This is a genomic window from uncultured Pontibacter sp. (genome assembly GCF_947502515.1).
Taxonomy (GTDB): domain Bacteria; phylum Bacteroidota; class Bacteroidia; order Cytophagales; family Hymenobacteraceae; genus Pontibacter.
Genome location: NZ_CANNAI010000006.1, coordinates 204,198 through 217,793, shown reverse-complemented (window position 1 = coordinate 217,793; position 13,596 = coordinate 204,198). Strand labels below are relative to the sequence as shown.

Sequence of the window (13,596 nt, the reverse complement as noted above, 5' to 3'; positions counted from 1 at the left end):
GGGTGGGAAACATTACAGCATATTATCAAAATTTTGCCTGCTCAAGGTATAGCAGCATCTTCTTTATTTACAGAACACTGCCTGCCAGCGTGTTTCACCCTTTTGCTGGCACTTTTTTTATTGTTGCCAACAGTTCTTTCGCCTGCTTGTTGGCAGGTTGTAACTGAATTGCCTTCTCCAATGCAACAGTTGCCTTTTGTGGTTCCTCGCTCAGCAGGTGCGCCTTTGCCAGTCCAATCAATGGCCAGGCTTCTTCTTTGTATCGGCCGCTGATATGGCTGTACCAGGCAATGGCCTCAGGAGATTTTTTAGCCTGCAGCAAGTATTCCCCGAAATTCTTCTCTGCCTGATCGATCGCTTCGCTATCAGCGCGGGCATCCTGCACGGCCCGGAAGTAGACCCAGGTAGCTGACCGAAAGCCTGCCTTTTCGTATACCTGCTGCATCACATCCGCTATGCTGATGTTCTGGGGCATTTGCAGTACTGCTTCCAGCGCAGGGTCTTTTCCCGCCAGGTAGTCTGTCGAGGTATAGCCGACAGGTATATCAGGCGCTGTCCAGGGTCGCTTTTCGTCCCCGTCCCAATCGCGCCAGTAAATGGTGGACACCCGTATGGTCAGCTTACTGTTCGGTAGCTGCATTTTTCGGGAGTCACCGTAGGCGCTAGGCGAGGAACCAGAGGGCTCTCCTACAAACAGGGTATTGGTATAGTACTCCAAATCATTGGCCAGCATCTGTGCCGCCGAGAAAGTCTCCCGCCCGATCAAGGTATAGAGTCTCCCAAAACGGTTGATCTGCTCCGACCGTGCCAAGGCAAGCACCAGAGAGCGGTTCAGATGATTGTTCCCTCCGGGATTATACCGCAGGTCCAGTATCAACTTCTCTACTGGAAAACCGGTGACGATGTGCTCTATCTTTGCAACAAAGGCGGCGAGCGACTTATCGTCTTTGTCGTTGCTTTCATTCAGCTGCACGTACAGGGTCTTCTCTTTCTCCAGCATGTGGAGCCAGAACTTTTCCTTTCTGTTCCACTGGCTCATGGGCGCTGCTATACCTAGCGCTTCGCTTGCCCCTACAAAGTATACCTGCCTGAATTGCGGGATTGGAGAGAGCGCTATAGTTGTCGTTTTTCCATCGCGTGTTTTTACTTTAAGCGTTACCTCCTGCACATCATCAGCTATACCCAGCGCTGTCAGAAATTCAGGCACAACCAGAAAGGTGGGAGCCAGCTGCTTGAAGCCCATTTCGTTATCGTAATGCACGACCGGTCTTACTTTTTCCAGTGCCTCATTTGTAGCAGTACTGCCAATCTGCAATACCTCGGCACCAATCAGGTCTATCAGTTCAGGTGTTGCTTCCCGGATGAACAGACCATCATCAAACAAGGCGAGCTTTACGGGCAGGTGATTCAGAAACAAACTAGAGTCAGCGGGCGGAGGTGTAGAGGAGTGCGCCCGACTGTAGGCCACTGCCATATCCTGCGGCAACGTCAGGCGGGTATGGCCGTCACCGATCATAGCAACCAGACGCGTGAGGGCCACCACTATTTCATGATCCTGCAGTTTAGGCACCTGTGCATGCAATACTGCAACAGCACTGTCAAACTCTTGCTGCGACATCTTATTATAAGGAGATCGGTGCATTTTGGGCATATGCTCAGCCAGGGCTTTGACATCCTCTTGCCATTTGGCTACGCTTAATACAGAGGGCTGGGCCTGCACCAAGCTATGCGCAAGCAGCATCAACAGAAGACAGCAACCTGTTAAAAATCGATTTTCCATAGCAACAAAGTCAGGTGTGAACGTAAGGCACAGAAACTGCGACTGCCCCCCTAATAACAGAGACGACTCAGGCTTAGAAACATTACACATTCGGTTGCCATACCTGTCAAATCATTTCCCTGCTGACTATGTGCAGCGTAGCGCGATTAAACCATCACCACTATTCTCCTTCTAAGAACCTAGTAAAGCTTTCATAGAGATATACACCTGCTTTATCGATTAAAATGCCTTCTCGAGCTTATAACTCGTGCCAGCACTTTGATTTAAGCCTGTAAATGCCTAAACTTAGTTACCTAAAACTATACTTCTCTAAACCTTAACCTTAAAAGAACTTGAAAAGACGTCATTTTATCGAGCTATCGGCGCTCGGGTTTGGTGGGCTCATGATGCCTTCCATACCTGTTTTCGGCGATATCATCTCACCCGAGAGAGCGCTGGAACAGGTAGACCCAGCCTTAAAAAAGCGTCTGGCTGATGTAGCCCTGAACGCAGCCAAGTCAAGCGGCGCTTCCTATGCCGACGTGCGCATAGGCCGCTACCTGCAGCAATATGTTTTCACCCGCGAGCAACAAGTACAGAACATCGTGAACGCCGAATCTTACGGTGTAGGTGTGCGCGTACTAGCCAACGGTACCTGGGGCTTTTCTGCCACATCTGATGTAACAGACAAAGGTATAGCCAAAGCAGCTCAGGAGGCGGTAGCCATCGCCAAAGCTAACTCGAAGTTGCAGAAAGAGCCGGTTAGGCTAGCTCCTGTGAAGAGCTATGGTGAAGTAAGCTGGAAAACTCCGATCGAGAAAAACTCCTTTGAAGTGCCTGTAAGTGAGAAAGCTGACCTGCTGTTGGCTGCCAATGCCAAGGCAATGGAAAACGGTGCCAGCTTCGTAAACTCTGCGCTTTTCCAGGTAAACGAGCAGAAGTATTTTGCTTCTACCGAAGGCTCTTATATTGATCAGGACATCCACCGCATCTGGCCAAACTTCACGGTGACAGCCGTAGACAAAGCTTCTGGCAAATTCAGAACCCGTGAGGCCCTGAGTGCGCCAATGGGTATGGGTTGGGAGTACATGGTGCCTAAAGCGGGCGAGAAGATCAAAGGACCGGAAGGTACTGGCCTGGTGGGCTATCGCTACGCTTACGATATGCTCGAAGACGCCGCCCTGGCCGCCAAGCAGGCCAAAGAAAAACTGACAGCCAAGTCGGTTGCAGCCGGTAAGTATGACCTTATCCTGGACCCGAACCACCTGGGTCTGACCATTCACGAGTCAGTGGGTCACCCGCTGGAGCTGGACCGCGTACTGGGCTACGAAGCCAACTACGCCGGCACTTCTTTCGCCACGCTGGACAAATGGAAATCCAAGAACTTCAAATACGGTTCTGATAAGGTACACATCTTCGCTGACAAGACCCAAAAGGGCTCCCTTGGCCTCGTAGGCTGGGACGACGAAGGCGTGAAGACCAAGCAGTGGGACCTGATCAAAGACGGTATACTGGTGAACTACCAGGCCATCCGTGACCAGGCGCACATCATCAACGAGCCTGAGTCGCATGGCTGCTGCTATGCCGATAACTGGAGCTCCGTGCAGTTCCAGCGCATGCCAAACGTGTCGCTGGCGCCGGGCAAGGAGAAAATGAACGTGGACCAGCTGATCAGCGGAGTCGACAAGGGCATCTACATTGCCGGACGTGGTTCTTACTCCATTGACCAGCAGCGCTATAACTTCCAGTTTGGCGGCACGGCGTTCTACGAGATCAGCAAAGGCAAGATCGTGGGTATGCTGGAGGATGTGGCTTACCAGAGCAATACCCAAGAGTTCTGGAACTCCTGCGCGGGTTCTTGCGACGAGAGTGACTACCGCCTGTTCGGTTCGTTCTTCGACGGCAAAGGTCAGCCAAGCCAGGTAAGCGCTGTATCGCACGGCTCAGCCCACACCCGCTTCAACGGGGTGAATGTGATCAACACAGCTCGTAAAATCTAAATCAGTAAAGAGTTAAAAGTTAAGAGTTCCTTTTTGGACTCTTACCCTGGATAAGCCTAGATGATCGGTATAGCTGATTTATACCGGCTCCGGATTTTTAACTTTTAACTCTAAACTCATAACTCTTAACTAAGATTAAAATGGCAATATATACAAGAGAACAAGCAGAGGCTTTGCTGAAAAAGGCTCTGGCTTACTCAAAAGCCGATGAGTGTGAGGTCACGCTGAGCGGCTACAATGGCGGTAACATCCGCTACGCCCGTAACGAAGTGTCTACCAGCGGTGCCGAAGAGAACGTGGCTATGTCGGTAGAGTCGCGCTTTGGAAAACGATCCGGGGTGGCAACGATCAACGAGTTTGACGACGCCTCTCTGGAGAAAGTAATACGTCGTGCTGAGGAGATCGCACGCATTGCGCCGGAGAGTCCAGAGTATATGCCCATGCTGGGTCCTCAGAAGTACATCACGACCAAAGCCCACTTTGACTCAACAGCTAAAATTGACCCGGCCTACCGTGCCGATGCAGCAGCCAAGAGTATCAAAGCTGCTGCCGACAAAGGCTTGACTGCTGCTGGCTTCCTGGAGCACTCGACCAGCTTTATGGCTCGCCTAAACTCCAAAGGTCTGTTCGCTTATCACCCATCTACTGTCGTGGACTTCTCGGTGACCATGCGTACAGAAGATGGCACTGGGTCTGGTTACGTGACGCAGGACTTCAGCGACGTGAGCAAACTTGACACGGCTAGCGCCTCCCAGATCGCAGCCAGCAAGGCCGTGAATTCCCGCAATGCCAAAGCACTGGAACCGGGCAAGTATACCGTGATTCTGGAGCCGGCTGCTTCCATTGACCTGCTGCGCAACATGTTCGGCAACATGGATCAGCGTAATGCCGAAGAAGGCCGTAGCTTCCTGAGCAAGCCAGGCGGCAAGACTAAACTGGGCGAGAAACTAGTAGACGAGCGCATCACGGTTTACTCTGACCCGATGCACCCTGAAATTCCATCTGCTCCGTTTGCCGGTGATGGCCGTCCGCGTGAGAAAACAACCTGGATCGAAAAAGGCGTAATCAAGAACCTGTATAACTCTCGTTTCTGGGCTGAAAAAACTGGTGCCAAGTCGGTGCCGAACCCGGGCGGAGTGGTGATGGAAGGCGGTAACCAGACGCTGGAAGACATGATCAAGAGCACCAAACGCGGCATCCTGGTTACACGCTTGTGGTACATCCGCTCCGTGGATCCGCAGACACTACTCTACACCGGCCTTACCCGCGACGGTACTTTCTACATCGAGAACGGCAAGATCCAGTATCCGGTGAAGAACTTCCGCTTCAACGAAAGTCCGATCATCATGCTCAACAACCTGGAGGCTTTGGGACGTCCGCAACGCATCAACGGCAACCTGGTTCCGCCGATGAAGATCCGCGACTTCACCTTCACCAGCTTGTCTGACGCGGTGTAGTCACCACAACTTATACCTTGAATGCCGTATGCAGCGCTTTGTGTACGGCATTCATTTTAATACCAATAATTTATGCCAACTGTACTTCGGATATTTGGATACAGATTTTTCTTCTTCAGCAATGAAGGAAATGAGCCGCCACATATACATGTTGAGAAGGCAGAAGCTTATGCTAAATACTGGTTGGAGCCAGTTGAGCTCGCAAGTTCTTATGCTTTCAATGCGAAAGAGCTGAATGAGCTTCGTAAATTAGTAACTAGTAATAAAGACCTCTTTGAGCAAAAATGGCATGAGTATTTTAGCTAAGAAATCTACACCGCAGGCGCAAAAAGTCTGGTTCACAGACGCCAAGATGTATGTGCTATTGACCGATGGTCGTGAGTTAGGCATTCCACTAGAATGGTTTCCCAGACTGCGTGATGCAGCTGAAAGCGAACGCATGAACTGGCGCTTAATTGGTGGCGGAATAGGTATACACTGGGAAGACATTGATGAAGACCTGTCCGTAGCAGGGTTACTCTAAACAAACTTTACTCTTATATTTTCAAGTGCAACCTTTCACCTTCGTCCGACTGCAATACCGCTCCGGCAACTGGGATACCGATCCGCGTATGCCGAGTAATTTACTGCATTCGCTCATCGAGTACACGACGGTGAAGGTGAACGAGCAGGAGAAAATTATCCCATTAGACAGTGCTGAGCTGTTCAATTATCCCTTTAGCTACATGAGCGGCCACCGGCTGGTGCAGTTTAACCAAAAGGAGCGGCAGAACTTTGAGACCTATGTGCGCAACGGCGGCTTTGTATTTGTAGACGACTGCAATCACGACATCGACGGACTTTTTGCACGGTCTTTCGAAGAGCAGATGAAGCAGATTTTCGGGCAGGGTGCTTTGAAGAAGATACCGAATAACCATAAGATCTACCGCAGCTTCTTCACCTTCGAGGATGGTCCGCCCACAACTTCATTCGAGCTGAACGGCTGGGGCGACGACCTGGTGCATGACTACCTGAAAGCAGTTGAAGTAAACGGTAGAATTGGGGTGCTCTACAGCAACAAAGACTACGGCTGCGAATGGGATTACGACTTCCGGAACAAACGTTGGCTGGCAGAGGACAACACCAAGTTTGGCGTCAACATCATTATGTATGCGCTGACTAGTTAATGAATAATTGTGAATGAGTAATGACTAATATCCCTGTTAAGGATTCTTCACACGATCATTCTTCAGTAATCCTCTTGATTAATTATTAATCATTATTCATTCGTCATTAATAATTAGAAACCCGTGACTGAACAAGACATAAACCAACTCCTCGGTAAGCTGCCGCAGCTCAAACAGGAGATACAGAAAGTGATCGTGGGGCAAGAGGAAGTGCTCGACGAAGTGCTTATTACGCTTTTGGCCGGTGGTCATGGCTTGCTGGAAGGCGTACCGGGCCTGGCGAAGACTTTGCTGGTACGCACCTTATCCAATGCCATGGATCTGAGTTTCCGCCGCATTCAGTTCACACCTGACCTGATGCCGACTGATATACTCGGTACCGAGGTGCTGGAAGAAGACCATGCCACGGGCAAGCGCTTTTTCAAGTTCAACGAAGGGCCGATCTTCGCCAACATTGTGTTGGCTGACGAGATCAACCGCACACCACCCAAAACGCAGGCGGCACTGCTGGAGGCCATGCAGGAGTACGAGGTGACCTACGCAGGTACTACCTATACCTTGCCGAAGCCCTTTTTCCTGCTTGCTACTCAAAACCCGATCGAACAGGCCGGTACTTATCCGTTGCCTGAGGCGCAGCTGGACCGCTTTCTGCTTTATATCAAAATAAAGTACCCGACGGAGCTGGAAGAACTCAACATACTGACCAGTACTACAGGCACCCGGCAGGCACAAGTACATCCGGCTATTTCGGGCGAGGAGGTACTGCAACTGCGCCAGCTGGTACGGGAAGTGAGCATCAGCGACGATCTGCTGACTTATGTGAACCAACTCGTGCGGGCTACACGCCCTGATACGACGTCAAGCGACCACATCAAAAGCTATGTGCGATGGGGAGCGGGTCCGCGGGCGGGGCAGGCACTTATTCTCACTTCCAAGGCCAGGGCTTTGCTGCAGGGCCGCTTCGCCGTAACGGCCGCCGACGTGCAAACGATGGCTTTCCCGGTACTGCGTCATCGCATACTGGTCAACTTTACGGCCGAGGCCGAGCGCATCACACCGGACAGGGTGGTAGAAGAATTATTGCAGCATATCAAACTACCTCAAACGGTACTGGTATAGGCTGCTATATGAGAGTGAAATCGGTCGTTGCAAATTAGTAGGATTACCTGATACAGCAGATCGACAGGGCAATCAGAAACTGAAAAGAGATGGAAGAAATAGAGAACATAAAACTGACGGACACAGGCATGCAACTCCTGAAAAGGATTGTAGGGGAGAGAATCTGTTATTTCTTTACTGATAACATAAAGGTACAGGCTACAGGGGGCAAAGTTACCTACTGGGCGCCTGAGTTTGCCATTGGCTTGACCAAAAACAAGCAGGACCAGCGCTTCATCAACGTCAGTGCCGACTATAAGCTGACATCGCGCTCTTCTACCACGTTTTATGAATTTGAGATCGGAGAAAGCCGGACACCACTACGCTGTGAGAAACTCCTACAGTCGGGTCAGCACTCTGAAATACGGGTCTTATCACCCCCCGTGCTGATGATCGAGGTATACCAGGACTGGAATCAGGAGTTTGACGAAGCTATTGCATACGATGCGGCTATTGTACTGTACACTGAATCGCAGAAGTACATGCTGAAAGTGCGCGAAGAACTGGTCGGCGGCGTGGATATCATACTGGATGAAGCAACGATAGAGGCAGAACTGGTTGATCTGAAGCTACGCCAGAGTTTGGTTTAAAGTATTACAGCATGTCACAAACAGGGCACAAGTTTATCGATCCGAAAGTGCTGGCCACGATCAAGGACCTGCCACTACTAGCTAAAACAGTGGTGGAAGGATTCCTGAGTGGCCAGAACCAGAGCATCAGACGGGGAGCCGGACTGGAGTTCAGCCAGTACCGCAGCTACCAGCCCGGCGATGACCTGCGTCAGTTGGATTGGAAGATGTTTGCCCGATCCGACCGCTACTACATCCGGGAAGCCGAAGTAGACACCAACATCACCGTACGCTTCATAGTAGATGGCAGCGCTTCTATGGCACACGAGGATGAAAACGGCCTGACCAAGATGGACTATGCTCGTTTTTTGGTGGCTTCGCTCGCTTACCTGGCGACCACACAGGGCGATGCCGTAGGCCTGTATGTGTTGCACGAGCAACAGCTGATCAACTTGACGCCCCGCAGCGACAACATGCACCTGCAGCGCTTCTGGCATCAGCTCGCTGAGATAAAACCTACCGGACGATTCCCTGACGCTGAAACAGCCGCTAACCTATTTTCGGACCGTCGCCAGAAAGAACTGACTGTGTTTGTAACCGACCTCTACGAGCACGAGCATGAAATAACGGACCTGCTTTACAAGCTAGGTGCCCAACGGCACGAGTTGCTTCTGTGCCACTTGATGAGCCGCAACGAACTGGATTTTAAAATCGAAGGCACACTTACGTTCGAGGACCTGGAAACTGGCCAGACCATGCAAGTAGGCACGGCTGAGCAACGTAAAACCTACCTGACCAAGCTGCAGGACTGGCTTCAGCAAACCGAAAAAGCCATGCGCAACCGCCAGATCGCCTATGACCGTTTCGTCACCGACGAGCCACTGGACAAAGCCCTGCGGGCCTTTTTGAAGAACAGACTGGTGTTGAGTTAGCGGTTGATTTAGTGATTGAGTGAATGTTAAAAACGATGAAAGATAACTTTTCCGGACACGCCGCTGATTACGCCAGGTTTAGGCCCACGTACCCGCAAGAGCTAATTGCACACCTGGCCCGTTTAGCGCCAGCCCGGCAGCTGGCCTGGGACTGTGCGACTGGCAATGGTCAAGTAGCAGGTATGCTTGCTTCGTTTTTTGACCAGGTGGTCGCCACTGACATCAGCGAGAACCAGTTAAAGAATGCCGTGCAGCAGCCCAACATCAGCTACAGAGTAGAGCAGGCCGAGCAGGCTTCGCTCCCAGATCATGCCATGGATCTGGTTGTAGTAGCACAGGCTGTGCACTGGTTTGATTTTGATCGCTTTTATCAAGAAGTGGAGCGGGTACTTAAGCCAGATGGCCTGATTGCTGTAATCGGCTATGGCCTGCTTAGTACGCATTCATCATTGGATAAAGTAATCAGATACTTCTACAGCGAAGTGCTCGAAGGCTACTGGGACCCGGAGCGCAGCTACCTCGACGAAGGCTACCGCACCATACCGTTTCCTTTTCAGGAAGTGGAGTTGCCCCAGTTCAGCAGCAGCTATACCTGGACACCCGAAGACCTGATCGGCTACCTGAACACCTGGTCGGCCGTGAAACACTACGAAAAGCAGCAAGGCCACAACCCGGTACAGTTGATCGAAAAGCAAATCCGGGAGGCTTTCGAAAGGGAAACCACCACAGTTATCTTCAACATTTTAACCAGAGCAGGTAAAGTGCATCATTCTTAAATTCCTAAAATCTCAAACTCACTTGACTTTCCTCTCCCCATACTGGCTATTTGCAGCGTCGGCAATACTGGTCCCGATCGCGATCCACCTGTGGAACAGGCGGCAGGGGAAGACTGTGAAAGTAGGAAGTCTGCGTTGGCTCGAGCCATCGGCAAGCAGGCGCTGGAGCAGTATCCGGTTAAGCGACGTTTGGCTTTTGGTGTTGCGATGCCTTATCCTGCTACTTTTGGCGGTTGCGCTGGCAAAACCTGTTTGGGAAGGCTCTCCTACAGCCCAACCAGCACAGAAAGCGGTATTCATTAGCCCTGAACTCTTGCATAGTTCCGCCCTCCGCGACATCAAACCAACGGTTGACGACCTGTTGCAACGCGGCTATACCTTGCACCACTATACCTTAGATTTTGAGTCTATACCTGCCGAAGCCTGGCAGGCGCTGAGCAGCAATCCGGCTGACTCTGTCGTGAGCAGCGGTAATCACTGGGGTTTGCTGCCCGCGCTGGCCCAACGGTATGACCAGGCACAGGATAGCGTCTGGCTCTTTACATCAGACCAGCAGCGCCATTTTAAGGGTGCGCCAGCTTCATTACAAGAGAACATCCGATGGGTGCCAGTAGCATTAGAGAGCACCATGAACTGGGTGCAAGCTGCTCATACCTTGAGCCCTGATAGTATTTTGCTTATCACAGGCCAAAGCAGCCGCGAAGGAACCACTTACCAGCGAACAGCCATTGCAGCATCCGATCAACCTAAAACCTTTTATTCTAAACAAGCACGGTTCAAGGTGCAGGGTGACAGTCTATTTGCGCAATGGGGTGATGATACTCCGCAGACAGTCGCCATACAAAAAGAACCACTCGTGCTAGGTATAGCCCATGATGAAGTACAGCAGTCTGAGGTGCGGTACCTGCAGGCGGCCATGCAGGCGATCGGTCGCTATACAGGTATACCAATAGAGACACGTGAATTCCAGATCACCACGCAACCTGACACTTCCGCTAACTGGCTATTCTGGCTGAGCAATGAAGAAGTACCTGCCAGCTGGTTGGAACAGGTACAGCAAAACGGTGCCAATCTTTGGGTGCAATCAGCGGCTGACCCTGAAACCACGACTGCGCACCTTGCTTCGCCAGGTATAGAGAAAATCAGGATTCATCAGCTTGCAACAGATATAACCCAAGCCGAGTCTAACCCGGTTTGGCAGATAACAAACGGAGAGAATTTGCTCACAGTGCAGCCCTTGGGCATTGGCAAGGTTTATCATTTCAGAAGTGGTTTTGGCCCTGCCTGGAGCCAATTGGGACAGAGTGCACAGTTACCGGAGCTTTTGCTGCCACTGCTTTTAACAAACCCATCCTACAATCGGTATGATGCCCGTGCTTTGGATGAAAGCCAATTGAAGCCAGCGATGGTGCAGTCTGTCAGTAAGCCGGATAAGCAGGAAAGACAACAGTACAGCCTGCTGCCTTGGTTGGTGCTATTGGCATTTGTGTTATTTCTAGCAGAGCGAGTGATCACCAGTAAACGAAAAACCACCTGATGCAGGACAGCCTCCATACCTTACAGCATATCCGCCGGGATTACATCCGGGCGAAGGGATGGCTGTATACCTGGCAAGCCCTCGCCGTGGTTTTGGTGGGTGCTGCCATCCTGTACAAATGGCGACTGGAGGTACCTTTGCTGGCCGGTCTGGCTATCTTGATGATGCTAGGTGCTTTGCTGTACCTTAGCTGGGCCTGGAGCCAGCTCCGTAAGATCAGTTTAGAGCAGGTAGCCCGCCACCTGAACCGTACCTATCCGCAACTCGAAGAAAGCGCCCAGCTGCTGCTTCGGCCTACTCCTGAGCTCAACCTATTAGAACGACTCCAACAGCAGCGGGTAGCAAGTCACTTACAGACCGCTATACCTGAAAAGCAGTCTGTTTTTCAGCTTCACAAAAAGCCTACATACACAGCATTAGGTATAGCCGTGCTGATAGCGGCAGGTATAACTGCATTGCCAGCCGACTCAGTTGCCGACGCTACTTCAGCTCCCCCCCTGCAACTCGACTTCCCTGACACGCCCGCAGCAGTAGCCGACACCGCTGTGACTATTCAAAAAATTGAGATCACCATTACACCGCCTGCTTATACCGGCCGAAAAACCTATCAGGCCGAGCAGCCTAATTTGCGGGTGGAACAGGGTGCCCGGGTGACCTGGCGGATTGCGACGAACCGGCCGGCACGCACCATGCAGCTTATTCTCAATGAAGGAAAGCCTATTTCGCTATCAACTCAAAACGGTAGCTATACCTTATCGCAGACTTTCACAGAACCTGCGCTGTATCATATCGCTGTAAACGGACAGAAGTCCGCTTACTATACCCTGGAGATCATCCCGGATGAAGCCCCAACAATACAGATCACAAAGCCGGAGCAGTATACTGAAATCCTGTTCGGCGACCCGCAGCGCGTTACCATCCGGGCAGAACTATCCGATGACTATGCCCTGCGCGACGCCAACATGATTGCCACCGTGGCCAAGGGGACGGGCGAGGCCGTGAAGTTCAGGGAAGAGAAAATCAACATCGGCTTCAGCGGACAACGCCGCAACTTCAGCGTGAACAAGACCATTGACCTGCAAAAGCTGGGCATGAGTTACGGCGACGAACTCTACTTCTATGTGCAGGCCTGGGACAACCACCGCGGCTATACCCGCTCCGAGACGTACTTTGTGCAGATTGAGGACACGACCATTGTAGAGAGCATGGATGACCTAACCATGGGCGTGAACCCGGTACCCGAGTATTTCCGCAGCCAGCGCCAGATCATCATCGATACCGAGAAACTGATCAAAGAGCAAAAATCGCTTAGTAGAGCCGTATTTGAAGAGCGCGGCAATAACCTGGGCGTAGACCAGAAACTGTTACGACTGCGCTACGGCAAATTTCTGGGTGAAGAATTTGAGTCAGGCATAGGAACGGGCGGTGGAATACCCGAAGGAGAAGAAGGCCACGAAGAAGAGCATTTCGCAGGTGACGGCCACGACCACCCCGAGTTCGAAGACCAGACCAGCGTAGAAGCCTTGCTCGACCCTTACCTGCACAAGCACGACCAAGAAGAAGCGGCCACCTTCTTTGAACCCGCCGTGAAAGCCAAACTAAAAGGCGCACTGGCCCAGATGTGGGAAGCAGAATTGCGCTTACGTACCCATCGCCCGAAAGAAGCGCTGCCTTACGAGTACAAAGCGCTGCGCATGCTTAAGGAAGTGCAGCAAAGCACCCGTGCCTATGCTGCCAAAACCGGCTTTGATCCGCCCCCGCTTAAAGAGCCTGAGAAGCGCCTGACAGGAGATTTAAGCAAAATAAAAGCCCCAACGGAGCGTCGCACCATAGAAGCCGAAACCAAACTACCGCATACCCGCGAGGCATTGCAATGGCTCGAACGGCAAAAACAGGGCGGCAGGTATAAACAACAGGACGTAGCGTTGCTGGAGCGGGCTGGCCGGGAACTGGCGCAGGAAGCACTGTCCAAGCCGGGTCGCTACCTCCGCGCCATGCAAGACCTCCGCACCCTTATCGCTGATATAAACACCAATCGGGCTTTGTGTAAGAATTGTCTGATGACAGTAGAGCGAGCCTGGCATGAATTGTTGCCACCAGCAGCCCCTTCACCCCAGAAACAGGGTACGACGCGGAGCAAACTGGCAAAGGGGTATTTTAAACAGTTATCAGGGAACAGTAACCAGTAAACAATAAACAGTTAGCAGTTAATCTTATATGCAGAGCAACATTATCAATCCTG

The 13,596-nt window shown here is 51.6% G+C and carries 12 protein-coding genes; 11 read left to right on the top strand and 1 reads right to left on the bottom strand.

Annotated features, from left to right (window positions below; genetic code table 11):
• Positions 1-94: 94 nt before the first annotated feature.
• Positions 95-1,780, bottom strand: coding sequence for a S41 family peptidase (locus tag Q1A54_RS15775; RefSeq protein ID WP_299990149.1), 1,686 nt, complete (start codon positions 1,778-1,780; stop codon positions 95-97).
• 332 nt (positions 1,781-2,112) lie between these two features.
• Between Q1A54_RS15775 and Q1A54_RS15770 the strand changes: the two genes are divergently transcribed.
• From Q1A54_RS15770 to Q1A54_RS15720, 11 genes are all read left to right on the top strand, one after another.
• A complete protein-coding gene (locus Q1A54_RS15770) occupies positions 2,113-3,759 on the top strand; it encodes a TldD/PmbA family protein (RefSeq protein WP_299990147.1) in 1,647 nt (548 codons plus the stop codon).
• 140 nt (positions 3,760-3,899) lie between these two features.
• Positions 3,900-5,216 (top strand): TldD/PmbA family protein, encoded by a 1,317-nt coding sequence (locus Q1A54_RS15765; RefSeq protein WP_007652633.1) that lies wholly within the window; start codon positions 3,900-3,902, stop codon positions 5,214-5,216.
• Between the two features lie 72 nt (positions 5,217-5,288).
• Positions 5,289-5,522 carry a DUF4160 domain-containing protein gene (locus tag Q1A54_RS15760; protein WP_299990144.1) on the top strand — a complete coding sequence of 78 codons (234 nt, stop codon included), beginning with the start codon at positions 5,289-5,291 and terminating at the stop codon, positions 5,520-5,522.
• The gene (locus Q1A54_RS15755; protein WP_299990142.1) at positions 5,506-5,739 is read left to right on the top strand and encodes a DUF2442 domain-containing protein; all 234 of its coding nucleotides are present in this window, start codon (positions 5,506-5,508) and stop codon (positions 5,737-5,739) included. Before Q1A54_RS15760 ends, Q1A54_RS15755 begins: the two co-directional genes overlap by 17 nt.
• A 25-nt stretch (positions 5,740-5,764) precedes the next feature.
• Positions 5,765-6,382, top strand: a complete 618-nt coding sequence (locus tag Q1A54_RS15750) for a DUF4159 domain-containing protein (protein WP_299990140.1) — start codon at positions 5,765-5,767, stop codon at positions 6,380-6,382.
• 123 nt (positions 6,383-6,505) lie between these two features.
• On the top strand, positions 6,506-7,501 hold the full coding sequence (locus Q1A54_RS15745; RefSeq protein ID WP_299990138.1) for a MoxR family ATPase: 996 nt from the start codon (positions 6,506-6,508) through the stop codon (positions 7,499-7,501).
• An 89-nt stretch (positions 7,502-7,590) separates the two neighbouring features.
• On the top strand, positions 7,591-8,130 hold the full coding sequence (locus Q1A54_RS15740; protein ID WP_299990136.1) for a hypothetical protein: 540 nt from the start codon (positions 7,591-7,593) through the stop codon (positions 8,128-8,130).
• Positions 8,131-8,141: 11 nt separating this feature from the next.
• Positions 8,142-9,041, top strand: coding sequence for a DUF58 domain-containing protein (locus tag Q1A54_RS15735; RefSeq protein ID WP_299990134.1), 900 nt, complete (start codon positions 8,142-8,144; stop codon positions 9,039-9,041).
• A gap of 35 nt (positions 9,042-9,076) precedes the next feature.
• Complete coding sequence (locus Q1A54_RS15730; RefSeq protein ID WP_299990132.1) at positions 9,077-9,817, top strand: class I SAM-dependent methyltransferase; 741 nt, start codon at positions 9,077-9,079, stop codon at positions 9,815-9,817.
• A 22-nt stretch (positions 9,818-9,839) separates the two neighbouring features.
• On the top strand, positions 9,840-11,354 hold the full coding sequence (locus tag Q1A54_RS15725) for a BatA domain-containing protein (RefSeq protein WP_299990130.1): 1,515 nt from the start codon (positions 9,840-9,842) through the stop codon (positions 11,352-11,354).
• Positions 11,354-13,543, top strand: a complete 2,190-nt coding sequence (locus tag Q1A54_RS15720; RefSeq protein WP_299990128.1) for a DUF4175 family protein — start codon at positions 11,354-11,356, stop codon at positions 13,541-13,543. The genes Q1A54_RS15725 and Q1A54_RS15720 overlap by 1 nt, the downstream gene beginning before the upstream one ends.
• Positions 13,544-13,596 lie beyond the last annotated feature (53 nt).